General features: G+C 60.4%; 24 protein-coding genes and 1 tRNA gene. 17 read left to right on the top strand and 8 right to left on the bottom strand.

Annotated features, from left to right (window positions below; translation table 11 throughout):
• Positions 1-11: 11 nt before the first annotated feature.
• The 7 genes from BW995_RS15910 (at position 12) to BW995_RS15880 (ending at position 7,339) form a co-directional block, all read left to right on the top strand.
• Entirely contained in the window at positions 12-1,316 is a 1,305-nt protein-coding gene (locus tag BW995_RS15910) for an NAD(P)/FAD-dependent oxidoreductase (protein WP_076401406.1), read from the top strand.
• A 111-nt stretch (positions 1,317-1,427) separates the two neighbouring features.
• Complete coding sequence (locus BW995_RS15905; RefSeq protein ID WP_076401405.1) at positions 1,428-2,468, top strand: ABC transporter substrate-binding protein; 1,041 nt, start codon at positions 1,428-1,430, stop codon at positions 2,466-2,468.
• A 110-nt stretch (positions 2,469-2,578) separates the two neighbouring features.
• Positions 2,579-3,454 carry an ABC transporter permease gene (locus tag BW995_RS15900; protein WP_076401404.1) on the top strand — a complete coding sequence of 292 codons (876 nt, stop codon included), beginning with the start codon at positions 2,579-2,581 and terminating at the stop codon, positions 3,452-3,454.
• Positions 3,455-3,457: 3 nt separating this feature from the next.
• Positions 3,458-4,261 (top strand): ABC transporter permease, encoded by an 804-nt coding sequence (locus BW995_RS15895; protein ID WP_076401403.1) that lies wholly within the window; start codon positions 3,458-3,460, stop codon positions 4,259-4,261.
• Positions 4,248-5,966 carry a GMC family oxidoreductase gene (locus tag BW995_RS15890; protein WP_217696118.1) on the top strand — a complete coding sequence of 573 codons (1,719 nt, stop codon included), beginning with the start codon at positions 4,248-4,250 and terminating at the stop codon, positions 5,964-5,966. The genes BW995_RS15895 and BW995_RS15890 overlap by 14 nt, the downstream gene beginning before the upstream one ends.
• 16 nt (positions 5,967-5,982) lie before the next feature.
• Complete coding sequence (locus BW995_RS15885; RefSeq protein WP_076401402.1) at positions 5,983-6,348, top strand: cupin domain-containing protein; 366 nt, start codon at positions 5,983-5,985, stop codon at positions 6,346-6,348.
• 79 nt (positions 6,349-6,427) lie between these two features.
• Entirely contained in the window at positions 6,428-7,339 is a 912-nt protein-coding gene (locus BW995_RS15880) for a LysR family transcriptional regulator (protein WP_076401401.1), read from the top strand.
• 241 nt (positions 7,340-7,580) lie between these two features.
• Here the strand turns inward: BW995_RS15880 and BW995_RS15875 are convergent, their stop codons facing one another.
• The 5 genes from BW995_RS15875 to BW995_RS15855 all read right to left on the bottom strand — a co-directional run bounded on the left by BW995_RS15875 (position 7,581) and on the right by BW995_RS15855 (position 14,865).
• On the bottom strand, positions 7,581-8,495 hold the full coding sequence (locus tag BW995_RS15875; protein ID WP_076401400.1) for a DUF5655 domain-containing protein: 915 nt from the start codon (positions 8,493-8,495) through the stop codon (positions 7,581-7,583).
• A gap of 21 nt (positions 8,496-8,516) precedes the next feature.
• Complete coding sequence (locus tag BW995_RS15870; RefSeq protein WP_076401399.1) at positions 8,517-9,653, bottom strand: restriction endonuclease subunit S; 1,137 nt, start codon at positions 9,651-9,653, stop codon at positions 8,517-8,519.
• Positions 9,650-11,158: a type I restriction-modification system subunit M gene (locus BW995_RS15865; protein ID WP_076401398.1), complete on the bottom strand. Its 1,509-nt coding sequence runs from the start codon at positions 11,156-11,158 to the stop codon at positions 9,650-9,652. The genes BW995_RS15870 and BW995_RS15865 overlap by 4 nt, the downstream gene beginning before the upstream one ends.
• Positions 11,155-14,496, bottom strand: coding sequence for a DEAD/DEAH box helicase family protein (locus tag BW995_RS15860; RefSeq protein WP_076401397.1), 3,342 nt, complete (start codon positions 14,494-14,496; stop codon positions 11,155-11,157). The genes BW995_RS15865 and BW995_RS15860 overlap by 4 nt, the downstream gene beginning before the upstream one ends.
• Before the next feature lie 279 nt (positions 14,497-14,775).
• Positions 14,776-14,865: transfer RNA gene (locus tag BW995_RS15855), tRNA-Ser, on the bottom strand.
• A 329-nt stretch (positions 14,866-15,194) separates the two neighbouring features.
• Here BW995_RS15855 and rplU point away from each other — a divergent pair.
• The 9 genes from rplU (at position 15,195) to BW995_RS15805 (ending at position 21,609) form a co-directional block, all read left to right on the top strand.
• Positions 15,195-15,494, top strand: a complete 300-nt coding sequence (rplU, locus tag BW995_RS15845) for a 50S ribosomal protein L21 (protein ID WP_076401395.1) — start codon at positions 15,195-15,197, stop codon at positions 15,492-15,494.
• A 29-nt stretch (positions 15,495-15,523) separates the two neighbouring features.
• Complete coding sequence (rpmA, locus tag BW995_RS15840; protein WP_076401394.1) at positions 15,524-15,790, top strand: 50S ribosomal protein L27; 267 nt, start codon at positions 15,524-15,526, stop codon at positions 15,788-15,790.
• Positions 15,791-15,964: 174 nt separating this feature from the next.
• Positions 15,965-17,053 carry a GTPase ObgE gene (gene obgE / locus BW995_RS15835; RefSeq protein ID WP_076401393.1) on the top strand — a complete coding sequence of 363 codons (1,089 nt, stop codon included), beginning with the start codon at positions 15,965-15,967 and terminating at the stop codon, positions 17,051-17,053.
• A gap of 29 nt (positions 17,054-17,082) precedes the next feature.
• Entirely contained in the window at positions 17,083-18,204 is a 1,122-nt protein-coding gene (gene proB / locus BW995_RS15830) for a glutamate 5-kinase (RefSeq protein ID WP_076401589.1), read from the top strand.
• 46 nt (positions 18,205-18,250) lie between these two features.
• Positions 18,251-19,516: a glutamate-5-semialdehyde dehydrogenase gene (locus tag BW995_RS15825; RefSeq protein WP_076401392.1), complete on the top strand. Its 1,266-nt coding sequence runs from the start codon at positions 18,251-18,253 to the stop codon at positions 19,514-19,516.
• On the top strand, positions 19,504-20,130 hold the full coding sequence (locus tag BW995_RS15820; protein ID WP_076401391.1) for a nicotinate-nucleotide adenylyltransferase: 627 nt from the start codon (positions 19,504-19,506) through the stop codon (positions 20,128-20,130). Before BW995_RS15825 ends, BW995_RS15820 begins: the two co-directional genes overlap by 13 nt.
• Positions 20,131-20,263: 133 nt before the next feature.
• Positions 20,264-20,608, top strand: a complete 345-nt coding sequence (gene rsfS, locus BW995_RS15815; protein WP_076401390.1) for a ribosome silencing factor — start codon at positions 20,264-20,266, stop codon at positions 20,606-20,608.
• On the top strand, positions 20,608-21,066 hold the full coding sequence (gene rlmH / locus BW995_RS15810; RefSeq protein ID WP_076401389.1) for a 23S rRNA (pseudouridine(1915)-N(3))-methyltransferase RlmH: 459 nt from the start codon (positions 20,608-20,610) through the stop codon (positions 21,064-21,066). The genes rsfS and rlmH overlap by 1 nt, the downstream gene beginning before the upstream one ends.
• 81 nt (positions 21,067-21,147) lie before the next feature.
• On the top strand, positions 21,148-21,609 hold the full coding sequence (locus BW995_RS15805; RefSeq protein ID WP_076401388.1) for a DUF2267 domain-containing protein: 462 nt from the start codon (positions 21,148-21,150) through the stop codon (positions 21,607-21,609).
• Here BW995_RS15805 and BW995_RS15800 read toward each other — a convergent pair.
• Positions 21,566-21,925 carry an ArsC family reductase gene (locus tag BW995_RS15800; RefSeq protein WP_456152103.1) on the bottom strand — a complete coding sequence of 120 codons (360 nt, stop codon included), beginning with the start codon at positions 21,923-21,925 and terminating at the stop codon, positions 21,566-21,568. The genes BW995_RS15805 and BW995_RS15800 overlap by 44 nt on opposite strands.
• Positions 21,922-23,106, bottom strand: a complete 1,185-nt coding sequence (gene purT, locus BW995_RS15795; RefSeq protein WP_076401386.1) for a formate-dependent phosphoribosylglycinamide formyltransferase — start codon at positions 23,104-23,106, stop codon at positions 21,922-21,924. The genes BW995_RS15800 and purT overlap by 4 nt, the downstream gene beginning before the upstream one ends.
• 866 nt (positions 23,107-23,972) lie before the next feature.
• Between purT and BW995_RS15790 the strand changes: the two genes are divergently transcribed.
• Complete coding sequence (locus tag BW995_RS15790; RefSeq protein ID WP_076401385.1) at positions 23,973-25,202, top strand: ammonium transporter; 1,230 nt, start codon at positions 23,973-23,975, stop codon at positions 25,200-25,202.
• 120 nt (positions 25,203-25,322) lie between these two features.
• Here BW995_RS15790 and BW995_RS15785 read toward each other — a convergent pair whose 3' ends face one another.
• Positions 25,323-26,303, bottom strand: coding sequence for a LysR family transcriptional regulator (locus BW995_RS15785; protein ID WP_076401384.1), 981 nt, complete (start codon positions 26,301-26,303; stop codon positions 25,323-25,325).
• Positions 26,304-26,315: the final 12 nt, after the last annotated feature.

Raw genomic sequence — 26,315 nt, 5'->3', positions numbered from 1 at the left:
AGGACGGTCCCATGGGTGACCTTGCTCCTCAGTCCGATGTTGCCTCGCTGTGGCAGGCAACCGCCGGAACACGCCCCCTGCTGTCACGCCTGAACGGCGATCGCACCTGTGATGTTGCCATCATCGGTGGGGGATACACCGGCCTGTCCACCGCCCGCTCTCTGGCGAAAGCCGGACTGTCGCCGGTGGTTCTGGAAGCCAACCGGATCGGCTGGGGAGCAAGCGGGCGCACCGGCGGGGTGGTGTCCGGCAAATTCCGGGTGCCGTTCCGCGAGATCGCCGCCCGCCATGGGCTGGACACCGCCCGCGCCATGCACGATCTGGGCATCGACGCCATCGAGCATGTCGGGGAACTGGTCAGCGATTACGGCATTGCCGATGCCGACTATCGCCCGACCGGCTCGCTCCGTTGTGCCTATAACGAGCATACCTTCGCCCAGCTGAAAGCGGAAACCGCCTGGCTGCGCGAAACGATGGGGGACACGGCGGTGTCCATCCTGTCGGCAGACCAGGTGGCCGCCGAAACCGGTGCCACCGACTTTGTGGGCGGCATGCTGAACACCCATGGCGGGGTGATCCACCCGCTGAATTTCGTGTTCGGCATTGCCAGGGGCCTGCAGGCTGCGGGTGTGGATATCTTTGAACAAACACCGGTCCTGCGCTTCCGCCGCGACGGCGCAGGCGTGCTGGTGGAAACCCCCCACGGCACCGTCACCGCCAAACAGGTGGTGATTGCCACCAATTCCTATTCCGACCTGACCTCCGCCACCGCTGCGGTCAAAACCTCGATCATTCCTTTTCGCTCGGCGATGATTGCCACCGAGCCCCTTGCCGGTACGGCGGGGGCTCGTTTGTTACCGACCGGCCGCAGCTATACCGAAACCCGCCGCATGATGCGCTGGTTCCGCAAATCCGGCGACCGGCTGCTGTATGGTGGCCGGGGAGCCTTTGGCAAAACCGATTCAGAGTCTGCCTTTGCCGCCCTTGAAACCGCCATGGTCCGTCAGTTCCCCGAACTGGCGGACGTCAGGATCACCCATCGCTGGTCCGGGCTGGTCGCCATGACCATCGACAGCCTGCCCCATCTGGGGCGGCTGGACGACCGGGTGGTGTACTCGGTCGGCTACAACGGCACCGGCGTGGCGCTGGCATCGGGCATTGGCCGCCATGTCGCCGCCCTCGTCACCGGTCAGGCCCCTGATCTGGGCCTGATCACCGCCTTGCCACTACAGCGTATTCCGGCCTATGGCCTGCGCGAACCGGCGGTTCGGCTGGTCGCAGGCTGGTATCAGTTTCTTGATGCAATCGGACGCTGATCACCTGAAAGCACACCATATCGTTCAAAAACAAGGACCCGTTGCCCATATCATCATCCATGCTGCCCCCATTCACTCAAGGCCCGACAGGCCGCCAGAAGGAGACTCCCCATGCGTAAGCCCCTTTCTGTTGCGATGCTTTCCGCTTCCCTTGCCATCCTGACCGTCGCCGCAGCACAGGCCGAGCAGGTTACCTTTGTTTCCCAGGGCGGTGCCTATCAGGAAGCGCAAACCAAGGCCATTCTGGACCCGGTCGCCAAGCTGCTGGGCATTACCGTCAATCAGGACAGCGCCCCTGACGCCTGGCCGGTGATCAAGACCCAGACCGCCACCGGAAAGCCGACGTGGGATGTCGTTGACACTCCGACCAAGGACTGTATCCGTGGCGGCGAGCAGGGGATGATCGAAAAGCTCGATTTTTCGCAGATTCCCAACGCCGCCGACCTGCCGACCGGCTACAAGACGCCCTATTCGGTCGCCTATGAGTTCTATTCGTCGGTGCTGGCCTACAACGCCAAAAAGTACGGCGACAATCCGCCCAAGAGCTGGGCTGACTTCTGGGACGTGAAGAAGTTCCCCGGCACCCGCGCCCTGCGCAACCACCCGCTGGCCACGATGGAAGCGGCCCTGCTGGCCGATGGCGTGCCGCCGGACCAGATTTATCCGATCGACGTGGACCGGGCGTTCAAAAAGCTGGAAGAAATCAAGCCCTATATCACCACCTGGTGGACCTCGGGCGCCCAGTCGGCGCAACTGCTGGCCGACGGCGAAGTCGATATGGAAATGGCGTGGAACGGCCGTGTGTCGGCGGTGGCCAAGGAAGGTGCTCCGGTCAAGTTCACCTATAACGAGGGCATGTTGCAGCACACCTCGCTGTGCATCCTGAAGGGTGCCCCCAACCTGCCAACCGCCATCAAGTTCATCAACGCCGCCATCAGCGCAGAGATTCAGGCCAATTTCCCGGCCCATATCGACTATGGCCCGGGCAACCCGCGCGCCTATGAAACCGGCAAGATCAGCCCCGAACGCACCGCTGAAATGCCCAGCGCCCCGGACAATGCCATGAAGCAGGTTCTGGTGTCGGTGGACTGGTGGAGTTCGTCGGCTGGTGAAGAAGCGATGAAACGCTGGGCATCGTTCATTCAGAAATAACGATCCCTGCGCGTGTTCCTGTTCCGTCGGGCTGATCCTGTTCTCCATGACCGCCTGACGGGGCAGAGCTTCTGTTTTTTGGACCCCTGTTGCAGGAAGGGAGGCTTTCCATGGCGATATCATCCGCCGTCGATCCATCGGTGCTGCATGAACGGCGCGAACAACGCCTGATCCTGATGTTGCTGGCTCCGGCCTTGCTGGTGGTGATCGGGCTGCTGATTGTGCCGTTGTGCTGGCTGGCCTGGCAGTCATTCCGTCAGGATGGCGGCTTTACCCTCGCCCACTACGCGCGGTTTGTGTCGGATGATGTCTATTGGAGAACCTTTCTCCAGACCTTCCGTATTGCCTTTGTGGTGACGGTCGCCACTTTGCTGCTGGCCTATCCGGTGGCCTATGTTGCCGCCAGTGCCTCGCGCCGGATGAGCATCCTGATTCTGGCGATGGTGATCCTGCCGTTCTGGACCAGCGTGCTGGTGCGGTCCTATGCCTGGCTGATCCTGTTGCAGCGCCGGGGGCTGGTCAACAGCGCCCTTGATGGCATGGGACTGATTGATCAGCCGTTGATTCTGGTCAACAACGAACTGGGCACGGTGATCGCCACCACCCATATCCTGCTGCCGTTCATGGTGTTGCCGCTGTATGCCGCCATGCAGAAAATTCCCGCCGACCTGATGATGGCCGGGTCCAGTCTTGGCGGATCACCGGCCCATGTGTTCTGGCGGGTGTTCCTGCCGCTGTCGCTGCCCGGCGTGCTGGCCGGGACGGTGCTGGTGTTCGTGCTGGCACTGGGTTTTTACATCACCCCCGAACTGCTCGGCGGTGGCCGGACCTACATGGTGTCGATGCTGGTATCGCGCAACATCGAGCTGTACAGCGAATGGGGTGCGGCGTCGTCGATCAGTGTGGTGCTGCTGTTGTGCGTATTCGGCATTTTCCGCCTCGCCAGCATGATCATTCCCTTTGAACGCATCATGGGGGCTCGCTGATCCATGAAACCATCCAAACTGATCCTGAACGGCACCGTTGGCCTGATCCTGCTGTGGCTGATCATTCCGGTGGTCATCGTGATGCCGATGTCGTTTTCCAGCGCCCGGTTTCTCAGCTTTCCGCCGCCGTCGTGGTCCACCCGCTGGTACGAAGCCTATCTTGCCAGCGCGGCATGGATGGACGCCACCAAGGTCAGCCTGACGCTGGCCGTCCTCAGTGCGGTGATTGCCACCGTGCTGGGCACCGCCGCCGCCTATGCCCTCAACCTCAGCGGCTCAAAGCTGGTGCGCAACCTGCAAGTCCTGCTGTTCCTGCCGGTGGTGGTGCCGATCATCATCACCGCCGTCGGGGTGTTCGTGGTCTATGCCAACGTCGGACTGCTGGCCACCATGACCGGACTGGTGCTGGCCAACGTGATGCTCGGCCTGCCCTATGTGGTGACGTCGGTGCTGGTCGGCCTGCGCAAGTTTGATCCGGCGCAGGAAATGGTCTCGCGCAGTCTGGGCATGAACCGCCTGCGCACCTTCTTTATCGTCGTGCTGCCGCAAATCCGCCCCAGCGTCATTTCCGGTTTGCTGTTCGCCTTCATCTCGGCCCTTGATGAAACGGTGGTGGCGCTGTTCATCTCCGGCGGCGAGAACCAGACCCTGACCAAGCGGATGTTCACCGCCCTGCGCGATGAAATCGACCCGACCATTGCTGCCATCAGCACCTTGCTGACCGCCACCTCGTTCCTGGTGGTGATGCTGGTCGCGCTCAGTGCCCGCAACGACAGCGCGCGGGTGGTCGCCGATGATGACGCCTGAGGCTCTGGAAACCGACGTTCTGGTGCTGGGCGGCGGCTCGGCGGGCTGCGTGCTGGCCGCCCGCCTGTCCGAAGACAGCCAGCGCCACGTCCTGCTGGTCGAGGCCGGGCGCGACATCACCCCCGAAACCGTCCCCGATGCGGTGAAGGCCCGCTATCCCGGACGGGCCTACCTCGATACCCGCAACATCTGGGCCTCGTTGCAGGCGCTGATGGGGATGGGTCGCAGCGACCGCCCCCGCCCGTCGCGGCGGTACGAACAGGCCCGCCTGCTGGGTGGCGGCTCGGCGATCAACGCCCTGATGGCCAATCGCGGCGCGCCCGCCGACTATGACGAGTGGCAGGCGCTGGGGGCCAACGGCTGGAGCTGGCAGGACTGCCTGCCGGTGTTCCGGGCGCTGGAAAGCGACCGCGACATCAACGACGACTTTCACGGACAAGATGGCCCGATCATCGTCCGCCGCACCCCCGACCATGCCCTGTCGCCGTTTGTTCAGCGGGTGATGGAAACCCTCGACCGCAGCGGCCATCCGATTGGCAGCGACCAGAACGGTGCATGGCGGGATGGCACCTATCGCGGAGTGGTGGCCATCAGCGACCACGGCGAACGGCAACCGACCTCGCTGGCCTATCTGACGCCTGCGGTGCGCCAGCGCCGCAACCTGCGTCTGCTGACCGACCACCAAGCCCTGACGCTGGTGTTTGACGGCAAACGCTGCACCGGAGCCCACCTGCTGACCCCCGACGGGCGCACAATCACCGTTCACGCCCGCACGGTGATCCTGTCTGCCGGCGCCATCCATTCCCCTGCCCTGCTGTTGCGCTCTGGCGTTGGCGACCCGGCCGCGCTGGCGGCGCTGGGGATCGCCCCGGTTCATGCCCTGCCCGCCGTCGGGCGTAACCTGATGGAACATCCCTCGATCGCCGTTGCGGCCTGGTTGCCGCCAGCCGCCCGCGTCCGCGACCTTGACGAGCACCACGAACAGGCCATCTGGCGCTTTTCCTCCGGCATGCCGGGGGCTCCGGCGGGCGACATGCACGGCGCCATCCTGTCGCGCGCCGGATGGCATTCGGTCGGCCAGCGCACTGGCAGCCTGTTTTTCTGGGTCAACAAATCCTGGTCCCGTGGGGCCGTGCAGTTGACCAGCAGCGAGGCAACCGCAGCCCCCGCCGTCGATTTCCGCATGCTCAGCGACGAACGCGACCTGCAACGCCTGAAGCTGGCGGTGCGCATGGGGGCCGAAACCCTGCTGCACGATCACATGCGCGGTTTTTGCGATGCGGCCTTCCCGGCCAGCTATACCCCGCGTGTGTCGCGCATTGCCGTGCCGGGACGGTGGAATGCCCTCCAGCGCGGGACATTATCGGCGCTGCTCGATCTGGCCGGGCCGCTGCGTCCGGCGCTGATCCATACGGTGGTCACGCTGGGGACCACCCTGCGCGGCCTGCTGGACGACGACGCCCGCCTGACCGACTTTGTGCGCCAGAACGTCGGCGGCACATGGCACCCGTCCGGCACCTGTCGCATGGGGCATGTCGATGACCCGGCTGCCGTCACCTCGGCCACCGGCTGCGTCCATGGTGTGGACGGCCTGCGGGTTGCCGATGCCTCGTTGATGCCGTCGATCCCCTGCGCCAACACCAACATGCCCACCCTGATGATTGCCGAACGGATTGCCGCCTTTGTCCGCGCAGGCCAGAACTGAACAGGACCAGCCAACCATGAGCCACATCATCCCGTTCACCATCACCGCCCCCGGCGAGCCGCGTCTGTCGCACGCCCTGCCCGAGCGCCTGATTGACGGCAATCCGCAGTACAAGACATGGGAGATGGACAGCGTCGATGGCGACCGCATCCGCGCCGGTCTGTGGGAAGCCACCCCCGGCACCACCCTCTCCATCAAGGGCACAACGTGGGAATTCTGTGTGATTCTGTCCGGGCTGGTCGAGATCACCGAAGACGGCGGCCCCAGCCACCGTTTTCAGGCCGGTGACAGCTTTACCCTGCGTCCGGGCTTTGTCGGCCAGTGGAAAACCATCGAAACCGTGCGCAAGCTGTGGGTGATCGTGTCCAATCCGGCGGCGTGATCGGGCACGGGGGCTTGCGCGGGTAGGCAAAGAAGCCCCACATAGCCGGGTTCCCGTCCCCCAGGCAGCAGAGCCCCCGATGCCCCCACCCATCCCGTCTCACGGCTCGATGAATGATCTCGCCGCCTTCATCGCCATCGCCCGCGAGGCCAGCTTTACCCGTGCCGCCAACAAGCTGGGGGTCACGCCGTCAGCCCTCAGCCACACCATGCGCGGGCTGGAGGAACGGCTGGGCATTCGCCTGCTGACCCGCACCACCCGCAAAGTAGCCCCCACCGCCGCCGGCGAGCGGCTGTTGCAGAGCATCGGGCCGTTGTTCGATGAAATTGATGTGCAGGTTACAGCCCTCGGCGACCTGCGCGACCGCCCCGCCGGGATTGTGCGGCTGACCTGCACCGACCACGCCAGCCAATATGTTTTGCATGATCGCCTGATGGCCTTTTTGCGCCGCTATCCCGATATCAAGGTGGAAATCTGCCTCGATTACGGCCTGACCGATATTGTCGGCGAGCGCATTGATGCCGGAGTCCGCTCGGGCGACATGGTCAGCCGCGACATGATCGCCAGCCGCATCGGCCCCGACTGGCGCTTTGCGCTGGTCGGCAGCCCGGATTATTTCAGCCGCCATGCGCCCCCCGAAACCCCCTATGACCTCGCCCGCCACAACTGCGCCTGCCTGCGCTTTACCACTGGCGGCGGCCTGTGGGCGTGGGAATTTCAGGACGATCAGGGCAAGATTTTCACCGTGCGGGTCGATGGTCAGTTGATCTGCAACAGCATCATGCCGGGCTTGCAGACCGCACTGGATGGCCTGTGTCTGGCCTATCTGCCCGAAGACATGGCCCGCCCGCACATCGCCAGCGGTGCCCTGATCGAAGTGCTGGAGCCGTGGAGCCTGCGTTGCCCCGGCCTGCACCTGTTTTACCCCCACCGCCGCCAGCCGACACCGGCCTTTACGGCGTTGCTGGAGGCGTTGCGCTATCGGGAGTGAGGGGGGTGCCATGGGTGGGCGGTAACATGACCCACCATTCCCACGACAAACAGAAAACAGGATCATGGAGCGCTGCTCCACACCTCGCCGGGGCCTTGGAGCATTTTCAAGTTGACCGTCGACGGTCAACGGCTCGGAAAATGCGGCACTAAAAGGGAAGAGCGTTTTCGCTCGGTGTGAAAACGCTCTAAGGCCCCGGCCCCCCTTGATTTTCAAGAAAAATGGGAGTTCGAGGGAGGGATCAAGAGGCCTCGTAGCTTTTTTCCAGCAGGGATTTGACCTTTTCCAGATCGGCGCGGCTCCGCAGGGTGATTTCCAGATCGCCCGTTCCATAATGGCCGATGGTGCTGACATCGCGGGTGATGCCGGGGATCGGGTCGATGGTTTTGGGATCGACCTTGACATAGACCAGCAGGTTGCGGGTCTTGCTCTGGACTTCGACGCAGGCAAAATTCTTCAGGCGGGCGAAGGCAAAGTAATGCTTCAGCACCTTGAACTGCACATCGTCGCCCAAGGCCAGCAGCCAAGCTTTCAGGGCCTCGTAACGGTCGCTCAGGTCCTGATCGGCCTGTGCGAGGGAATCGCTGACCGTGCGTACCCGGCTTGTCACCCCAATGCCCGGCGACACCACAGGCGTATCGGCAGACGGGGCCGAGGGGCTGTTGACAAGGTCCAGCAGCAACAAATCCTCGCCGTAGCGGCGATAGCGGATCAGTTCGATGGTGCGGTTCATCTGTTTGACCGCGTGGCGGTCGTATTTGGTAAAGTCCCCGGCAATGCACAACAGCCGGGGCGAGGACCATTCGACCGAGGCAGCGGCGTCCTTGCCGTATTTCTCCATCACCAGCCACTCGAAATCCTTGCGGTGGTCCATCAGCCAGTCGAGATAAAACAGGCCCTGATTGATGACGTTCTCGTTGCTCGACCGTTTGTATTCGATGATCACCGGGCAACCGTTCTCGTCAATGCCCAACGTATCCATCCGCCTGCCGTGGTCCCTGCCGGTGGTGTATTCCGTCGCCAGAAAGCGCACCCCGAGAAAGGCCTCGAGGTGCGTTTCGATCAGCGTTTGCAGTGACTTTTCCAGCACCGCCGACGCCCCGGCGATTTCGCTGGGGCCACTGGGGGACAGGCGGAACAGTTTGATGTCACTCATGGGGGGGGCTGCCGTGCGGGGTTACAACTCGCCCCGGAAGGCGCGTTGAGAGAGGGAGGCGAAGAGGGTGTCTGCTGTTCGACCGCTGAGGGAAAAATTATCAGATGCTGATTTAACCCTACGCCATAGATCGGTGAAACGGCGTTGCTGAGACATGGGAACCAAGGGAATTTTCAATGACCGTATGTCATCGAAATTCAGACCGGACTTCACACCCGATCGATCCAATTGTTGAAATTGGGTTTGACCGCCGCGTGACGCCAAAAATTGCGACAAGAACAAAGACTCAAACCCTCTGGGACGAATGATAGCGAGATGCTGGTTAATATATGCCGAACCAAAATCCGCAGGAATGACAGCAGTTCGCCCCAAATCAGCTGTTATGCTTAGTAGAACATCCCCCGCCTTAACCTTTGTTCGGCGGGCTTCAGCATTATCTGGGGCATGAATCATCTGTATATCGTCTAGCAACAATTGATTGTGGCCAACGTTGCCGATACGGATAAAAGTGTCCGATCCATCGTCACTATAATATGTGGCCCACCCTCGGCTGCCGCTGGTTAGGTAATCTAAATGGTTTCCAAGGGTATCCAGCTCCCACCCCTTCGGATTCGTCACCGGATCACCAAACATCTCCAAAAAGGCCGAGCGCAGGAAGTCGTCGGCAAGGGCGAGGGCCTGCTGGCGCTTGCGGCGGATGGCATCCGCCTTGTCCAGAATGGCGGCGATGCGGCGTTGTTCGTCGAGGGGGGGGAGCCACACTAAAGTTTCCAGAAACTCCTGCCTATTAATGTGCTTCATCGTGGAGCCATGAGTATAACGCTCCATCTGATGCAGAGAAGAATCTATCGCGTATCTGAGATAATTAAGATCCACCCCACTTTTAGGAACAACTTTAAAAATGTGCTGATTTACTAAACCATCTTCTCCACCCCATTGAAAAACTCCCAATGTGGCAGACCATGAAACCAGAAGATCACCTCTTTTCACAATATATTTAGATGGAATTTCCAGTAAAGTCCTATTAAACTTCTTGCTCCCATCGGTAAGATTTTGGATACGAATAATTGGCCTTCCAACATCACACCAATCACTTGGCTTGAATGCATAGCCATTAATAAAATCAGCAGCACAAGCAAGAGGGCGAAGGCAAGTCATCCCAACATCTCCTCAAGCTCGGCCATATCCTTGGCAATCTCCGCATGCAATTCCTTCATGCGTGACAGAATCAGCCTGGGCGGGTCGTAGTCTTCTTCCACATGCACCGTTTCGCGGTAGCGCGACAGCGACAGGTCGTATTTCTGGGCGCGGATATCATCGGCGGGCACACAGAACGCCTTGCCGGTGCGGTCGGTATCCTGCGCCGGGTTGCGGGCTTTCCAGCGGGTCAGGGCATCGGGCAGGTCGTTGTCCTTGACCGGGTCGCGCTTGTCATCCAGCGAGAAACCATCCGCCTGGACATCATAGAAAAACACGCTGTCGGTCTTGCCGCCCTTGGTGAACACCACAATCGCGGTGGAGACGCCGGCATAGGGCTTGAACACCCCCGACGGCAGCGAGATCACTGCCTCGAGCTGGTTATCATCCAGCAGCATCTTGCGCAGCTCGACATGGGCCTTGGACGAGCCAAACAGCACCCCATCGGGCACAACCGTTGCCGACCGCCCACCGAGCTTGAGCATGCGCAGGATCAGCACCATGAACAGCAGTTCGGTCTTTTTGGTTTTGACCTTGGCGAGCAAGCTGGAATGCACGTCTTCGGCGTCGAGGCTGCCTTTGAATGGCGGGTTGGCCAGGATCACGTCCAGGCTGTCGCGGGCATGGTTGGGGAAATTATCGGGAAAGCTGGTCGAAAGGGTATCTTGCCAGTGAATATCTGGCGCATCGACCCCGTGCAGCATCAGGTTCATCGAGGCAATGCGCAGCATGGTCGAATCAAAATCAAAGCCGTGGAACAGGCCCTTGCGAATATGGGCGCGGTAGGGCTCCAGCAGGTCGCCGGTAAAGGTCTTGTTGCCCTCGGCATCAACCAGAATGCCAGCCTCGGAGGTGTATTTCTCCTGTAAATACTCCATCACCCCGACCAGAAAGCCGCCGGTGCCACAGGCCGGATCACCCACCGTTTCCTGCGGTGTCGGGTCCAGCAGCTCGACCATAAAGCGGATGATATGGCGCGGGGTGCGGAACTGGCCGTTAATCCCCGCTGTCGTCAGCTTGGACAGCAGGTATTCGTACAGATCGCCCTTGGTATCGGCGTTCCCCAGCGGCAGCGCATCAATCATGTTGACCGCAGACACCAGCAAGCTGGGCTTTTGGATCAGCATCTGGGCGTCTTTCATGGTGTCGCCAAAGGCGCTGTTTTCCAGAGCGGTGCTGCGGAAATGCGGAAAGACCTCATCGCGGACCACGGGCAGCATCTCGCTCGCGCCCAGGTTCTTAAACCGCGACCAGCGCAGGTGTTGCTGGTCTGCCCCGAACAGTGCGGTAAAGCTGCCCCCGGTCAACGAGGCTTTGCGCTCGTTCTTTTGCTCGGCCATATCCAGCAGGCGGGCGAACATCAGAAAGGTGATTTGTTCAATCACGGTCAGAGGGTTGGCAATGCCCCCCGTCCAAAATTCTTCCCACAGCTTATCGATACGGCTGCGCAGCTCGCCAGTGATCATAGGGATACCATTTCCTCAGGCATAAAAGACTTGATAACAGCAAGCAGTTCATCGCGTTGCTTGTCGCTTGGGAATACGCCGAAAATGCCTTCGTCATCAAGATGGGTGAACGGGGCATCCACCAAACGGGCGAGCGCAATGGTGCCATTCTGGGCGATATGGTTTTGCAGCAGTTGCAAGAACTGCGTTTGCCCGGCTGTCAGCGACGGGTAGCTTTGCACAAAAGCCGTAAAGTGTTCCTGGACCGCGCCGGGCTCCATACCGACAATCTGCCGGATAATCACATCCAAATGCCCCGCCGTTTCCGGGTAAAAGTCCTTGAGGATCGCCAAGTCCACATCAGGATGCTGTGTTAACACCAAAGACACCAGCGCATCCAGGTCGTTTTGGGTGACAGGTTGGCCTGCGCGAATTTTTTGCAGTGTTCGGTTGTTTGCAAAAAGCTGCGTCAAAGCTGCGTGAACGCGTGCCTTATAGGCCGCAAGGTCCACCGAGCGCAGATTCGAGGTAATTTTCTGGCTGCTGATTTCGCTCTGCTCTTCGGTGATGTCGATGACCGTCGGCTTATGGGCAATGGGGCCGCGCAGTGTTTGCTGGAACTGCATGATCCCGCGCAACTCTTGCCGCAGGTGCTCAAGCTGATCGGTGGTGATGGTCTTCCACAATTCCGGTGACTTCACGCTTTTGATCGCGTCGGCTTTGGCGCGGACCTGGTTCAGGCTCACCTGAAGCCCGTTGACCCGGTTGACCATATCCCCTTGCAAATTCTGAAAATCCGATGACTTTTCGATCAGCGCCGTCTGCATGTCCGTGACCAGTAGGTCAAAGTCCACCGCATCGCCATGCCCGCGCAGGTTGATCCATTGCATCAGTGGGGCAATGGTGCGCTTTAGCACCTGCTGCGTATCGGGGGTAAAGCTATATAGTACCCCATGTTGAAGGACGGCGTGAATATCCTGGCGCTTTTCTTTGACGGAAATGCTGTCTTGGGGCAAAGCGCGAATGTCTGCCTCGATAAGCCGAATGCATTGGTTAAAGGTCGCAATCTCCATCGCCGACAGAGCCGTGCTCGCCAGGGCCAGCCGGGCCTCGAACAGCCTTTGCATGAGTGACTTGGGGGCGGTGGGGTTGGCTTCTGGCCTGTTTTGGGAAAAGTATTCAAAGTTCCCCCAGTGATCGAAAATGCGAAACACCGTCTTATGCTGGCCAGGGCCAAAGAGGTCTTCGCACAGGCGGGTGCCGCGCCCGATCATCTGCCAAAACTTGACCTTTGACTTAACGGGCTTGGCAAACACCAAGTTAACGATCTCGGGCACGTCAATGCCAGTATCGAGCATGTCTACCGAAATGGCGATGGTCAGTTCATCATTGCTGCCTTCGCCCTTAAAGTCGTCGATCAGGCTTTCCGCACGGGGGTTATAGGTGTCGATAACCTGGCAGAATTTGCCTCCGTATTGCGAGTATTCTTGGTTGAATATTTCCTCGAGCAAGACCGCGTGTTGATGACTGCGGGCAAAAATAATCGACTTGCCTGGGGCTTGGCCCGTCGCATCGCGGATGCCGTTTTCCATCAGGTTGCGCAGGATCAGCAGTTCGGTATTGCGGTTAAAGACCTCTTTGCTCAGCTCTGGGGCTTCGTAATCCAGATCGTCCTTTTGAAGGCCGTCTTCTTCGGCTTCCTGCTTTTGAGCAGCGGTCAGTTGGTCGTATTTGATGCCTTTGCGCAGAAATTGGGTCGTGTGGCTAAAGACCTCGTAGGGAACCAGGAACTTCTCGCGGATGGCCGTTTCGAGTGTATAAGCTGCGGTAGGGTCTTTGCTTTCACAGCCAAACAGGGAAAAGGTGTTGCGGGCGATAAACTCGACCGGGGTCGCCGTGAGGCCAACTTGCAGGGCGTCAAAATAGCGAAAAATATCGCCGTAAACATTGTAAACGCTGCGATGGCTTTCATCAGCGATAATCAGGTCAAAAAAGCCCACGTCAAAGGTCTGAAACAGCCCCATCATGCTTTGATAGGTGGACACATAGATACGCTGGCTCTGCGCCTTGGCCGCAGCGCTGTTGACCAAGGTCACAGGCTCATTGATATGCTGGCTAAAGGCATTCTTAGCCTGCTTGCGCAATTCACTGCGGTCGCAGAGAAAAAGAATGCGCTTGGCCCATTTGGCGCGAATCAGCAGGTCAGACAAGGCAATGGCAACGCGTGTCTTGCCGGTGCCCGTTGCCTGGACAATCAGAGCTTTGGTATTCTTCTTCTCAAATGCTTCACTCACGCGTTTGATGGTTTCAAGCTGATACAATCGCCCCGCAATCGACGCATTCACCGAAAGGTTCTTGAGAGGCTGGCGATAAGGTCGCTTAAAGCAGACTAAATGCTGAAGGCTATCTTTGGAGTAAAAGCCAAAAAGTGAGCGGGGAGGATAGCCCAGGGCATCATCCCACAGCCAAATTTCAAAGCCATTGGTGCTAAAAATAGCCGGGCGCTGGCCATACTGCTTTTCCAGCGCATCGGCGTAGAGTTTGGCTTGCTCTAAACCCACTTTAGCGTCAACAGCAGCCTTTTTGGCTTCGATAACGGCCAAGGGTTTTCCGTCATCATTCCAGAGCACATAATCGGCGTATCCAGTACCAGACCCTGTCGGTTGGTCAGTCAGTTTTACTTCTTGCCCAACCTCTGGAGTGTGTCTGCCTGCACTATTCAAGTTCCATCCAGCATCAGCCAGAGCTGTATCAATCAGCCGTTTGCGAGTTTCAGCTTCGCTTAATTTCAGCACGTCAGCGGCGTGTTGGCCTTTGCTCAGCGTATCGGCTTTAAGCTCCAGGGCTTGATAATCCTGCTTTAGCGCATCGCGCTCGGCGATGACTGCGGCCAGTTGCTTTTCCTTTTCCTCAAGATCTGCTCGGCTGACCGGAGCCTTTGGAGCCGAGATGGCTTGGAAGGAAGGAATATCTGCTGGCTTACGGCTTATAAACCGAACCAGGAACCAGGCCCCAAGCTGGAAGGCTTCCTCAAGGACCCAGAGGGCACGTTTGCTGTCTAAGGTTTGCCCGTGAGCTGCACCGTTACCTTCTTTTCTAAGAATATGGAGCTTATCAAGGATGACTTGGGGAACGGCTTTTTTGAAGTCTGGGTTGGACAGCAAGCCATCCAATGTTTGTACGGCAGGCTTTGCCAGCCGAAGCTCCCAATAGATAGCTTTCGTCAGATGCTCGGCAAAAATGCGTAATTTTGTAAGGGAGCTTTCCGGATCGGTGTGCAGATAGTGCTCTGCAAATCCGCCAAGGTCTGCAAGGGAAGGTCGATCCTTGCGAAGAATTTCAAAGTTGACCGACTGCATGATGCTCGCCCGAAAACAATTTTTGTGTATCACTACCCATACGGTAACACAGACATATATGTCGCGCACAAAATATATTGGACTTGCCGTATTGCAATACGGCAAGTCTTTAATGATGGAATCACCCTGCAACAGCAATGTGATAACAGAGTGGTCCGCAGCGAAACAAAGAAAACAGGCTAAAAAACGCAAAAACGCCCCGCCCAGCAATTCCTTGCTGAAGACAGGGTGATTTGCATATTTACCTGAAGTATTTCCTTCTCTCGATCAAGAGAAGGATGGCGGAGAGGGTGGGATTCGAACCCACGGTACCATTGCTGGCACAACGGTTTTCGAGACCGCCCCGATCGACCACTCCGGCACCTCTCCGCAGGATGTTTACTTCGTTTGAAGCAACATGGGTCGTTCAGAGGAGGCGGAACATATCGGCGAACCTTTCCTCTGGCAAGACCTTTTTTTCGACCCTGATCATTTTTTTTGCCCGGCCTGAAAAACAGGGCTGGCAGATGGTCAGGGATCGTGATTCAACGGTGTATCTCAGGGCGTTGGACCAAGGCGTTGGGAAAGAGTCTGTTTTCTGGTCTTTCCCTCTTGACGTCCTGTGTCTGCTGCGTATGATCACGCCCTCTTTGGATGCGGACCGTGGAGCCATGACGGCTTGGGCGGCCGCCCGTTTCGTTATGTAAGGTTGCAGCACGATGTTCGCAGTCATTAAGACCGGCGGCAAGCAGTACAAGGTCGCAATGGACGACGTCATCGCGATCGAAAAGCTGCCCGGTGACGCCGGGGCCGCCATCACGTTCGACGAAGTCCTCATGGTTGGCGACAAGATTGGCGCCCCCCTGCTGTCTGGTGCTTCCGTCACCGCTCAGGTCATCGACCAGTTCAAGACGGAAAAGGTGATTGTCTTCAAAAAGAAGCGTCGCCAGAACTACCGTCGCAAGAACGGTCATCGCCAGCAGATGACGCTGGTCAAGATCACCGCCATCAACGGTTGATCCGTCCAGCTTAAAAGGAGTTACACACCATGGCACATAAAAAGGCTGGTGGTTCTTCGCGCAACGGTCGCGACTCAGAAGGCAAACGCCTTGGCGTAAAGAAGTTTGGCGGCGAGCGCGTGCTTGCTGGCAACATCATCATCCGCCAGCGCGGCACCAAGTGGCACCCGGGTGCCAACGTTGGTCTGGGCCGTGATTACACCATCTTCGCCACCGCCGAAGGCACTGTGAAGTTCCACAAGGGCTTCAAGCAGCGCATCTTCGTGTCGGTGGAACCGGCTGTGGCTGCCGAATAACTCGGACAGCCAACCGCGCTTTGCCTTTCAAGGCACAAAAAGGGGAATGGGCTGCCATTCCCCTTTTTGGCTTTTTACCCTGCCACGCCCCGTCTTTTGTTCCGCCCGTTGATCTGTGCCACGCTGATCTTGTGCCGCGCTGATCTTGTGCGATGAGTTTTTACAGGTGAAACGATGAAGTTCCTCGATCAGGTCAAGATCTGGGTCAAAGCTGGCGATGGCGGGAATGGCTGCGTGTCGTTCCGACGCGAAAAGTTTATCGAATTTGGCGGTCCCGATGGCGGTGACGGGGGCCGGGGTGGTGATGTGGTGTTCGAGGCGGTTCCGAACCTCAACACCCTGATCGACTTTCGCTATCAACAGCATTTCAAGGCCGAACGCGGCATTCCGGGGTCGGGGCGCAACCGCACCGGCCGCGATGGCGAGGATTGCCTGATCCGGGTGCCGGTCGGCACCACCATTCTGGACGAAGACCGCGAAACGGTGCTGATCGACATGATCGAACCCGGCCAGCGCGTGGTGCTGCTGCAGGGTGGTAACGGCGGCTGGGGCAACGCCCGCTTCAAGTCGTCGGTCAATCAGGCTCCGCGCAACGCCAATCCCGGTCTGGAAGGCGGCGAAACCTGGGTCTGGCTGCGTCTGAAGCTGATCGCCGATGCCGGTCTGATCGGCCTGCCGAACGCGGGCAAGTCCACCTTCCTGTCAGCAGTCAGCAAGGCCCGCCCGAAGATCGGCGACTATCCGTTTACCACCCTGCACCCGAATCTGGGCGTGGCTCACATCGGCGACAAGGAATTCGTCATCGCCGACATCCCCGGCCTGATCGAAGGTGCCCACGAAGGCGCTGGTCTGGGCGACCGTTTCCTTGGCCACGTCGAGCGCACCAGCATCCTGCTGCACCTGATCGACGGCACCCAGGACGATCCGGCGGAAGCCTATCGCATCGTCCGTGGCGAGCTGGCAGCTTATGGCAACGGTCTGGACGAAAAGCCGGAAATCATTGCCCTGACCAAGACCGACTCGCTGATTCCCGAACTGGTGGAGGAACAGCGCCGTCTGGTCGAGGAAGCCTCGGGCAAGACGGTTCTCGACTGCTCGGCAGTGGCGGGCATGAACATGACCACCGTTCTGCGCGAACTGGCCCGCCATATCGAAGGCCGCTATCACAGCGAACAGGCCGCCCTGCCCGATGACGGCGCCGAAGACGGCATCCGTGAAAGCTGGTCCACCTCGCTGGACGAAGACGGAGGCTGGCGGCCGTGAGTAAAGGACAGCGCGCAGATGTGGGCCTGATGCCGGTGTCGAATCGCCTCGCCAGTGTGCGCCGTCTGGTGATCAAGATCGGCTCGGCGCTGCTGGTGGACGAGCAAACCGGCCATGTGCGGCGGCAATGGCTGGAATCGGTGGCCGAAGACATCGCCCGTGTGCGGGCGCGCGGGACCGAAGTGGTGGTGGTGTCCTCCGGCTCGGTGGCTCTGGGGCGGCGACGGCTGAAGCTGCCCGCCGGAGTCCTGCGGCTGGAAGAAAAGCAGGCAGCGGCGGCGGTCGGACAGGTCGGTCTGGCCCACGCCTATCAGGAAGTCCTCGGCAAGCATGACATTACCGCCGCTCAGGTGCTGCTGACCCCCGGCGATACCGAGAATCGGCGGCGCTACCTGAACGCCCGCAACACCCTCGATACCCTGCTGAAGCTGGGCGCGGTGCCGGTGATCAACGAAAACGACACCGTTGCCACCCAGGAACTGCGCTATGGCGATAACGATCGTCTGGGCGCACGGGTGGCGATGTGTGCCGGGGCCGATGCGCTGATTCTGTTCAGTGATATCGACGGCCTCTATACCGCCGACCCGAAAGTGGACCCGTCGGCCCGCCTGATCGCCGAAGTCCCCGAACTGACACCGCAAATCCGCGCCATGGCCGGCGAAGCTCAGCCGGGCGTCGGCACCGGCGGCATGGTCACCAAGCTGATGGCGGCCCAGATTGCCATGGGCGCAGGCTGTGCGATGGCGATTGCGCCGGGCAAGCACCTGAACCCGCTGCTGCACATGGAACAGGGCGGTCCCTGCACCTGGTTCCTGGCGGAAACGACTCCGCAGTCGGCGCGCAAGCAATGGATTCTCGGCTCGATGAGCCCGGCTGGTACGCTGATCGTTGATGACGGTGCCGCCCGCGCCCTGCGCTCGGGTCGCTCGTTGCTGCCCGCCGGGGTGGTGGCGGTCGAAGGATCATTCCAGCGCGGCGATACCGTGCTGGTACGGGACCGCAGCGGTGCCTTGCTGGGCAAGGGCCTCGCCGCCTATGGTGCCGATGCCGCCCGCACCATCATTGGCCACCAAAGCGCCGAAATCGAAACCCTGCTCGGCTATCGTGGCCGGGAAGAGCTGATTCACCGGGATGATCTGGTGATCGACTGACCTGCAACACCCAATCAAGGCCATATTCTCAGGAAGGAAGACAGGCATGGATACGCTGACCGTTCAAGACCAGATGACCGACATGGGTCGCCGCGCCAAGACGGCGGCTCTGGTGTTGGCGACCATGCCAGCCGACGCCAAGGACCGCGCCCTGCGCGAAGGGGCCAAGGCCCTGCGTCTGGCCGCCCGTGCGATTCAGGAAGCCAACGCCAAAGACATGGCCTTTGGACGGGAAAAGGGCCTCAGCCCGGCCCTGCTCGACCGCCTGCTGCTGACCGACGAGCGCATCGAAGCAATGGCCAAGGGCCTTGAGGACATCGCCAAACTGCCCGACCCGGTCGGACAGGTGATGTCGGAATGGGACCGTCCCAATGGCCTGAAAATCTCGCGCGTGCGCACGCCGCTGGGGGTGATCGGCATCATTTATGAAAGCCGCCCCAACGTCACCGCCGACGCCGGTGCCCTGTGCCTGAAGTCGGGCAATGCCGCCATCCTGCGCGGTGGCTCGGAAAGCTTCAACAGCTCGCACGCCATTCTGGATGCCTTGCAGGTCGGGCTGGCGCAGGCCGGTCTGCCCGCCGACGCCATCCAGATGGTGCCGACCAAGGACCGCGCTGCCGTCGGGGCCTTGCTGTCGATGGACCAGTACGTTGACGTGATCGTGCCGCGCGGCGGCAAGGGGCTGATCGAGCGCGTTTCCGCCGAAAGCCGCATTCCGATGTTCAAGCATCTGGATGGCATCTGCCACACCTATGTCCATGAAAAGGCCGATCCCGAGATGGCGCGGCAAGTGGTGGTAAACGCCAAAATGCGCCGCACCGGCATTTGTGGCTCCACCGAAACCCTGCTGGTGGACCGGTCGATTGCGCCGCAGATGCTGCCGGTGCTGATGGCCGATCTGGCCGCCGCTGGCTGCACCCTGCGCGGCGACGCCGAAGCCCGTGCCATTGTGCCGACGCTCGACGAAGCCAGCGACGAGGATTGGGATACCGAATACCTCGATGCCATCCTGTCGGTGAAGGTCGTTGACGGCGTGGCGCGTGCCATCGAGCACATTCAGCGCCATTCCAGCCAGCACACCGAGGCGATCATCACCGAAGACCGGGTGGCCGCCGAGCGGTTCATGAATGAAATCGACTCTGCCATCCTGATGTGGAACGCCTCGACCCAGTTCGCCGACGGCGGCGAATTCGGCATGGGGGCGGAAATCGGCATTTCCACCGGCAAGCTGCATGCCCGTGGCCCGGTCGGCGTCGAGCAGTTGACCACCTTCAAGTACAAGATACGTGGCAACGGGCAATGCCGTCCCTGAGCAGGGCACATCGCGGCCCGTCTCACTGGGGCGGACTCCAGCATGGGCGGATCGGCCTGCTGGGCGGGTCGTTCAATCCCGCCCATGACGGCCACCGCCACATCAGCCTCGAGGCGCTCAAACGGTTGGGACTCGATCAGGTGTGGTGGCTGGTCAGCCCGCAAAACCCGCTGAAATCCCGTGCGGGCATGGCAGCACTGGATCAGCGGGTCGCAAAGGCGCAACAGGTGGCCTGTCATCCCGCCATTCGGGTGACGGCCATCGAACAGTCCTTGCGGTCAACCTACACTGTCGATACCCTCGCCAGCCTGCAACGCCGATTCCCCCGTCTGCGTTTTGTCTGGCTGATGGGGGCCGACAACATGGTTCAGATCCCGCGCTGGCGGCGCTGGCAAGGGATCTTTTACCGCGTGCCCGTTGCGATTTTTGATCGTGGCTCTTATTCTGTTCCGGCGGTGACCGGTCTGGCAGCCCGCCGTTTTGCGGCGGCCCGCCTGTCGCACCGCCGTTGCGGACAGCTTGCGATGCAGGAACCGCCTGCCTGGGTGTATCTGGTAATCCGGCCGCACCCGGCCTCGTCCACCGCCATCCGCGCCGCCGGAGGCTGGGGCTGATCGCCCGGCGAGGCATGACCCGTTGTTTTTCTTCCTGTAGGGCCACTGGCCGCCAGGATTACCATAGGAGCCGACCATAGCTACCCCCGAGTCCACCGTTTCGCCGTCTTCCCTGCCGCATACCGATGACCCGCTGGCGGCCTTTGTTATCGAGGCCCTCGATTCCGACAAGGCCGAAGACATTGTGGTGATCGATCTGGCAGGCAAAACCTCCATCGCCGATGCGATGGTGATTGCCTCTGGCCGGTCGTCCCGTCAGGTGGGTGCGATGGCCGATCACCTGATGACCAAGCTGAAAGCCCGCGGTCTGGATGTCACCGTCGAAGGCATGACCACCTGTGACTGGGTCCTGCTGGATGCAGGTGACGTGGTGGTTCACCTGTTCCGCCCCGAAGTGCGCGCTTTCTACAACCTGGAAAAAATGTGGGGCGGCGTTGCTCCGGCCCATCTCCAGGACAGCAGTGCCAGCGTCCTGTAATGGACCTGCTGATTGTCGCCGTCGGCCGGGCCAGGCCCGGCCCCGAGCGCAGCCTGTACGACCATTATGCCGCCCGCCTGAAAAGCCCGCTGATCCTGCGTGAAGTCGAGGAAAAGCGCCCCCTGCCCGTTGTCCAGCGCATGGAACGGGAAGGCGAGCTGCTGTTGGCCTGCGTGCCGCCCGGCGCCCGCATCGTGGCGCTGGACGAACGCGGCAAGACGTTTGGCAGCGAGGCCTTTTCCCAGCGCCTCGCTGACTGGCGCGATCAGGCCACCCCGGCGGTGGCATTCCTGATTGGTGGCGCTGACGGCCATTCTCCGGCGGTCCGCTCGCGCGCCGACCTGCTGTTTGCCTTTGGGCAAATGACCTGGCCGCACATGCTGGTGCGCGGAATGCTGGCCGAACAGCTTTACCGCGCCCAGTCAATTCAGGACGGCCACCCGTATCACCGGGCGTGAACGAACCCCCGAAGACAGTCAGGCGTAAGGGCTTTATCGTGCCCGGAATTTTCGTGATGGCTTCGATCAGGGAGTTTCAATATGCCGACCCCAATGGAATACAAGCTCGCCACACAGGATTTTGACAGGTTTCTGGCCGATGTGGCGACAGAAACCAATCTGGGGTCACGGCATCAGGCCTATACCACGACCCAAGCCGTCTTTCTGTGTTTCAGACGTCGGTTGACGCTTCCGCAGGCCATTGCGTTTGCGCAAATCCTGCCTGCGATGCTGCGAGCCTTGTTCGTCAATCACTGGGATGCCAATGAAGCACAGGCGGACTCGTGGGATTGGGATTTAATGCGTGCAGAGGTCAAACAGCTGCGCGTGAATCACAATTTTTCCCCGGATACGGCGATACAGGACGTTGCCCGCGTGCTTCGCACCTATGTCGAGGCACGCGAGCTTGACCGCTGTCTGGAAACCCTGCCTGCGTCTGCCCGGGATTTTTGGTCGGGGATTACTCCCCCCGCCCGAACACCGCCGCGTACAGATCAGGCTTGAACCCCAGCTGCACCGGCGCGGGCGTTTCCAGCACCGGGCGCTTGATCATTGCCGGGGCCGCCAGCATCAGGGCAATGGCCGCCTCGGTGTCGAGGTTGGCTTTTTGCTCGTCCGGCAAGGCGCGGAAGGTGGTCCCGGCGCGGTTGAGTACCTTTTCCCAGCCCCAGACGGCGCACCAGCGTTCCAGATGCGCGCGGGTGATGCCATCCTTGCGATAATCATGGAAAGCGTAGTCAATGCCCTGGTCTTTCAACCAGGACATTGCCTTTTTCATCGTATCGCAGTTCTTGATGCCATACAGGGTGACGGTCATCATGCGTCCTTGTAGCGGATCGACACCTTGGCGGCAGCAGCGCGAGCCGCAGCGCGGGCGTCTTCAACATCGCCCTGCCGGGCCAGCGCCAGCGCCACTCCCATCCGGCGATAGGGGCGGGTGGTCGGCTTGTTGAACACCCGCAGGTCCAGATCAATGCCGTCGCTGTCCGGGCGCAGAGCCTCGGCCACACCCTCCACCGAGAACTCGCTGGCATCACGATCAGCCAGAATCACCGCCGAGGCACTGGGGCCGTGCAGGGTGATCGACGGAATCGGCAACCCCAGAATGGCGCGGGCGTGCAGGTCGAATTCGGTCAGGTTCTGCGAAATCAGCGTCACCATCCCGGTGTCATGCGGGCGCGGCGACAGTTCGGAAAAGATCACCTGATCGCCCATCACAAAGAATTCGACGCCAAACAGGCCATAACCGCCGAGGTTATCGACCACGGCTTTGGCCATCTCCTGCGCCGAGGCAATCGCGGCGGCGGACATGGCGGCCGGCTGCCAGCTTTCCTGATAGTCACCGCGTTCCTGACGGTGGCCGATCGGCGGGCAGAACACCACACCGTCACGGGTGCGGATGGTCAGCAGGGTAATTTCGTAGTCAAAGGGAATGAAGGCTTCGACGATCACCCGCTGGCGGTCGCCACGCATTCCGGCCACCGCATAGGCCCAGGCGGCATCGACCGCATCGGCGCTGCGCACGGTGCTCTGGCCCTTGCCCGACGACGACATCACCGGCTTGACCACGCACGGCAGGCCGACCTTGTCCACCGCCGCCCGCATGTCATCAAGGCTTTCGGCATACAGATAGGTCGAGGTCAGCAGCCCCAGTTCACTGGCAGCGACTTCGCGGATGCGGTCACGGTTCATGGTCATGATGGTCGCCCGCGCCGACGGCACCACGTTGAAGCCTCGATCCTCGAAATCCTTCAGGACTTCGGTGCGGATGGCCTCGACTTCGGGCACGATCAGGTCAGGCTGATGCTTGTCGATGGCAGCGGCAAGGGCGTCGGCATCCAGCATCGAAAACACTTCGGCGTCGTCAGCCACCTGCATCGCCGGAGCCTGCGGATAGGCATCGCAGGCAATCACATGCGCCCCCAGGCGCTTGGCCGAAATCACAAACTCGCGTCCCAGTTCCCCGGATCCCAGCAGCAGAATTTTTGCAGTAGCGCCCATGACCAGCCGTCTCCCACTCTCAGGTGTCTCTGTCTGCTGTCTTATAGCAACAGCCCCGGCCTGTGGTCGAACGCAATTTATCGTGGACCACGCTCTGCCATCATCGCCGGATGGGTCCGGGAGCGCGGGACGGTCCTCCCCACCGGACAAAAAGAGTGAGGCCACAGGCGACACCGTGCCGGAAAGCCTCACCAGGTGTGCTCTTGAATACGGGAAGAACGCATCAGGGATCATCCCTGCCCAACCATCCTGCAGCAGACCATGTCTACGGTTGGTGACAGCAGAATGCCGTGGAATAACGGCGGCTGAAAGCTTCTTGATGGTTGTAATACGGCAGAATTGTAAATGTACAACAAGGAGTATCCGGCTGCGGTGATCCATCCGCTCCCGGCTAACCCATTTTGATACAACACATATGATCCCGCTGGCTCTCTGCCCTGTGCTGTCCCCAAGGATTATCTATCAACCTCGTCATATGTCCCACAGGACACAAAGAGGCGGAAGGCATGAGTCTATCATACCTTCGTAATATACAGGCTCTTTCAGACGACCCTGTTCAACATTGTGCATATGTTTTATGCATGTAGTCTGTCCTGTCGGACCACAAGTATCACTTTGCTTTAAAACAAAATCTTTCGCTGGAAGCGAGGCCGACCACAGGAGGCGCCCCCAGACAGCCTGTTTTAACGGCATGATCAGCCTATTCTTTGAGCGGATGATCCGTGCCATGATTCATCAGGCAATACGGATGAATACAGCCATTTCAACGCACTGCGTTCCGGTTGGGCGGTCAGCAGGAAGTGGCCCCTGTCTTGCTAAGGGTTTGGCTTCAAAATCGTTGAAAATCAATTGCTTAACAAAGAGGCATGCCTAAAATGAATGCAGGGCTGGACGTCTTTTACCTGCTGATCGGGGCCGCCATGGTCCTTGCGATGCACGCAGGATTCGCCTTCCTCGAAGCCGGAACCGTCCGGTCGAAAAATCAGGTCAACGCGCTGGTGAAGATTCTCGCCGATCTCGGCATCTCGACGCTGGCCTATCTGATTGTCGGCTACACCGTTGCGTATGGCGTGACCTTTTTCCACAGCGCCGCCGTCCTGTCCGGCAAGGCGGGCATTGATGGTGCGATGGGGGCGCAGGGCATCGATCTGGTGCGCTTTTTCTTCCTGCTGATGTTTGCCGCCGCCATTCCGGCGATCATCTCGGGCGGCATCGCCGAACGCGCCCGCTTTGTGCCGCAACTGATGGCAACGGCGATTCTGGTCGGGCTGGTCTATCCGTTCTTTGAAGGCATCGTCTGGGGCAACCATTTCGGCATTCAGGACTGGCTGAAAGATACCTTTGACGCGCCGTTCCACGACTTCGCCGGGTCCATCGTCGTCCATGCCGTCGGCGGCTGGCTGGCGCTGGGGGCTGTCCATCATCTCGGCCCCCGTATGGGCCGCTACAGCCGCGATGGCCGTCTGATGGGGGTGCCGCCGTCCAACATTCCCTATCTGGCGCTGGGGTCGTGGATCCTGATCGTTGGCTGGTTCGGCTTTAACGTCATGTCCAGCCAGAACACCGCCACCGCCTCGGGGCTGGTGGCGATGAACTCGCTGATGGCGATGGTCGGCGGCATGCTGACCGCGCTGGTGGTTGGCCGCAACGATCCGGGCTTTACCCACAACGGCGCGCTGGCCGGGCTGGTAGCGGTCTGCGCCGGTTCGGATGTCATGCATCCGCTGGGGGCGCTGGTGGTTGGCTGCGCCGCCGGGGCGCTGTTCGTCTGGGGCTTTGACCGCTGTCAGAAAGACTGGAAGCTGGATGATGTGCTGGGCGTGTGGCCGTTACACGGCCTGTGCGGCCTGCTGGGTGGCATTCTGGCTGGGGTGTTCGGCCTCGAAGCCCTCGGCGGCATGGGCGGCGTCAGTCCGTGGTCGCAACTGATCGGCTCGCTGGCCGGGGTCAGCTATGCCGGAGCAATGGGCTTTGTGGTCTATGGCCTGCTGAAACGGACCGTCGGCATTCGCCTGTCGCAGGAAGAAGAACACCGTGGCGCCGATCTGTCGATCCACCAGATCACTGCCACCCCGGAACAGGACATGGCCCCGTAAACAGGGTCATCTCCCGGTTAGAGCAAATCCCGAGCAGATGGACACATCTGCGACGACGTATTTGCTTAAATAACAAATCATTAGAGCATTTATCGTGATCCTTGGAGACCGAGAAATGCTCTAATCGCGATACCGCAACGTCGGCAGACGCTGTTGGGGCGGCATGTCCTGCACCTGCCCCAACAGCTCGGTCAGAAAAGCCCGCTCGGCGCGGTTATAGCGCCCCTGCGGGTTCCACACGATATGCACGTCGATCGGGGCAATGCCTTCGTCTGGTGGCAAGGGCCACAGATGGCCCTCGGCGACATCCTGCGCGGCGATATGTTCGGGCAGCGGGCCAATACCCAGACCACAGACAATCAGACGGCGGATTTCCTCCAGATTGGCCGATGAGCCCACCACCCGCCCGGCAAAGCCTTCGCGGGCGCGGAACAAGGCCAGCGGTGACAGCGCGCCATCAATCTGGTCGGAGGTAAACGAGACGAAATTCTCGTGGCGCAATTCCGCAATGTCGATCCCCGTCCTGCCGAACAGCCGGTGATCGGGGCCGCAATACAGGCGGTAGGTCTGATGGATGAACACTTCGCTGGTCAGCCCCGGAATCGGCTCGCGCAGCAGGCAAATCCCCAGAGTCCCCACCCGCTGCTGCAAGGCCACATGCACATCCGCCGAGGCCATGATGTCGATGCGGAATGTCACCTGCGGGTGACGCTGGTGGAACAGCCGCAACAGGTCATCCAGCAACGCCGTCTGGATGCGGCTGGTCATCAGGATGCGTACATGCCCTGATATGTCATCCTGCACATCGCGGATCAGCGCGCCAAAGCGCGATATGGCGCCATAGACCTCCACCACCTCGGAAAACAGCACTTCGCCCGCAGCGGTAACGCGGAACGTGCCGCCGCCGCGCTCGATCAACTGCCGCCCCAGCCGCTCCTCCAGCCGCTTCAGCGCCAGACTGACCGCAGGCTGCGTCAGATACAGCCGGGCGGCGGCGGCGGTGATTCCCCCCTCCTGCACGATCACCATGAAGGTCCGCAACAGGTTCCAGTCGAGATCCTGCGTCAGGCGGTCAAGGGCGTGCTGATCTTCGCTTGGCATGGGGGGAACTCC

The sequence above is a fragment of the Insolitispirillum peregrinum genome (assembly GCF_900156605.1).
Lineage (GTDB): Bacteria > Pseudomonadota > Alphaproteobacteria > Rhodospirillales > Rhodospirillaceae > Insolitispirillum > Insolitispirillum peregrinum.
The sequence above is the reverse complement of the archived record's forward strand: the minus strand, read 5'-3'. Positions and strand labels throughout refer to the sequence as shown.

Coding starts and splice junctions, on each gene's coding strand:
- BW995_RS15905 (WP_076401405.1), top strand. CDS start 1,428: ATGCGTAAGCCCCTTTCTGTTGCGATGCTTTCCGCTTCCCTTGCCATC.
- rlmH (WP_076401389.1), top strand. CDS start 20,608: ATGGACCTGCTGATTGTCGCCGTCGGCCGGGCCAGGCCCGGCCCCGAG.
- BW995_RS15895 (WP_076401403.1), top strand. CDS start 3,458: ATGAAACCATCCAAACTGATCCTGAACGGCACCGTTGGCCTGATCCTG.
- proB (WP_076401589.1), top strand. CDS start 17,083: ATGCCGGTGTCGAATCGCCTCGCCAGTGTGCGCCGTCTGGTGATCAAG.
- obgE (WP_076401393.1), top strand. CDS start 15,965: ATGAAGTTCCTCGATCAGGTCAAGATCTGGGTCAAAGCTGGCGATGGC.
- purT (WP_076401386.1), bottom strand. CDS start 23,106: ATGGGCGCTACTGCAAAAATTCTGCTGCTGGGATCCGGGGAACTGGGA.
- BW995_RS15860 (WP_076401397.1), bottom strand. CDS start 14,496: ATGCAGTCGGTCAACTTTGAAATTCTTCGCAAGGATCGACCTTCCCTT.
- BW995_RS15785 (WP_076401384.1), bottom strand. CDS start 26,303: ATGCCAAGCGAAGATCAGCACGCCCTTGACCGCCTGACGCAGGATCTC.
- BW995_RS15890 (WP_217696118.1), top strand. CDS start 4,248: ATGATGACGCCTGAGGCTCTGGAAACCGACGTTCTGGTGCTGGGCGGC.
- BW995_RS15805 (WP_076401388.1), top strand. CDS start 21,148: ATGCCGACCCCAATGGAATACAAGCTCGCCACACAGGATTTTGACAGG.
- rpmA (WP_076401394.1), top strand. CDS start 15,524: ATGGCACATAAAAAGGCTGGTGGTTCTTCGCGCAACGGTCGCGACTCA.
- BW995_RS15910 (WP_076401406.1), top strand. CDS start 12: ATGGGTGACCTTGCTCCTCAGTCCGATGTTGCCTCGCTGTGGCAGGCA.
- BW995_RS15825 (WP_076401392.1), top strand. CDS start 18,251: ATGGATACGCTGACCGTTCAAGACCAGATGACCGACATGGGTCGCCGC.
- BW995_RS15875 (WP_076401400.1), bottom strand. CDS start 8,495: ATGAGTGACATCAAACTGTTCCGCCTGTCCCCCAGTGGCCCCAGCGAA.
- BW995_RS15790 (WP_076401385.1), top strand. CDS start 23,973: ATGCCTAAAATGAATGCAGGGCTGGACGTCTTTTACCTGCTGATCGGG.
- BW995_RS15900 (WP_076401404.1), top strand. CDS start 2,579: ATGGCGATATCATCCGCCGTCGATCCATCGGTGCTGCATGAACGGCGC.
- BW995_RS15800 (WP_456152103.1), bottom strand. CDS start 21,925: ATGATGACCGTCACCCTGTATGGCATCAAGAACTGCGATACGATGAAA.
- BW995_RS15885 (WP_076401402.1), top strand. CDS start 5,983: ATGAGCCACATCATCCCGTTCACCATCACCGCCCCCGGCGAGCCGCGT.
- BW995_RS15870 (WP_076401399.1), bottom strand. CDS start 9,653: ATGACTTGCCTTCGCCCTCTTGCTTGTGCTGCTGATTTTATTAATGGC.
- BW995_RS15820 (WP_076401391.1), top strand. CDS start 19,504: ATGCCGTCCCTGAGCAGGGCACATCGCGGCCCGTCTCACTGGGGCGGA.
- BW995_RS15880 (WP_076401401.1), top strand. CDS start 6,428: ATGCCCCCACCCATCCCGTCTCACGGCTCGATGAATGATCTCGCCGCC.
- rplU (WP_076401395.1), top strand. CDS start 15,195: ATGTTCGCAGTCATTAAGACCGGCGGCAAGCAGTACAAGGTCGCAATG.
- BW995_RS15865 (WP_076401398.1), bottom strand. CDS start 11,158: ATGATCACTGGCGAGCTGCGCAGCCGTATCGATAAGCTGTGGGAAGAA.